1 protein-coding gene is annotated in these 862 nt (G+C 66.4%); it reads left to right on the plus strand.

What is annotated here, in order from left to right; all coding sequences use genetic code 11:
- Positions 1–231 precede the first annotated feature (231 nt).
- Positions 232–862: urate hydroxylase PuuD (locus tag ACK42S_RS11940; RefSeq protein ID WP_409707537.1), on the plus strand; the 631-nt coding region annotated here is incomplete at its 3' end.

Here is an 862-nt window from a genome sequence, read left to right on the forward strand (position 1 = left end):
GCCGAAGCCGCCGAGCGGCGCGCCGGGCGGCGGGGGGTGGAACGCGAAGCGAGGGCGGTGCGTGACATGGCGGATCGGTGGCGTGCACGCTACTGTATACACCAATGGAGACGGTGCCATCCGCAAGGACCCGAGAGGGGCCGCCGTGGCGAGTCGGGGCCGGGGCGGCGCGCTTGTGCCGGCGTTGGGGCGGTCCTTACACTGGCATGCCTTCCGGTGGGAATCGATGCGATGGACACCTACCTGCTTGACTGGCTGAACCTGCTGCTGCGCTGGGCGCACGTGGTCACGGCGATTGCGTGGATCGGCGCGTCGTTTTACTTCGTGATGCTGGACAACAGCCTGAGCGCACCGCAGCACGAGGACCTGAAGGCCAAGGGCGTGGACGGCGAGATGTGGGCCGTGCACGGCGGGGGCTTTTACCACGCCAACAAGTACCTGGTGGCGCCCAAGTGGTTGCCCTTGCCGCGCAACCTGCACTGGTCGTACTGGGAGAGCTATTCCACCTGGCTGAGCGGTTTTGCGCTGTTTGCGCTGATGTACCTGTGGCAGGCGGAGACTTTTCTGATCGACCGCAACGTGTACGCGTGGTCATCGCCGGCGCTGGCGGCGACGGCGGCGCTGGGTTTTTTGGTGGGTTTCTGGCTGGTGTACGACGGGATCTGCCGCACGCTGGGCCAGCGCCGCCGTGGTGACCTGGTGGTGGGGGTGCTGGTGGCCGGGTTCGTGGTGTTTTCGTCGTGGCTGGCGTGTCAGCTTTTTGCGGGGCGAGCGGCGTTTTTGCTGGTGGGGGCGATGCTGGCCACGGCGATGAGTGCCAACGTGTTCTTCTGGATCATTCCGGGGCAGCGCAAGGTGGTGG

The sequence above is a fragment of the Caldimonas sp. genome, from assembly GCF_046289365.1.
GTDB lineage: Bacteria > Pseudomonadota > Gammaproteobacteria > Burkholderiales > Burkholderiaceae_C > Caldimonas.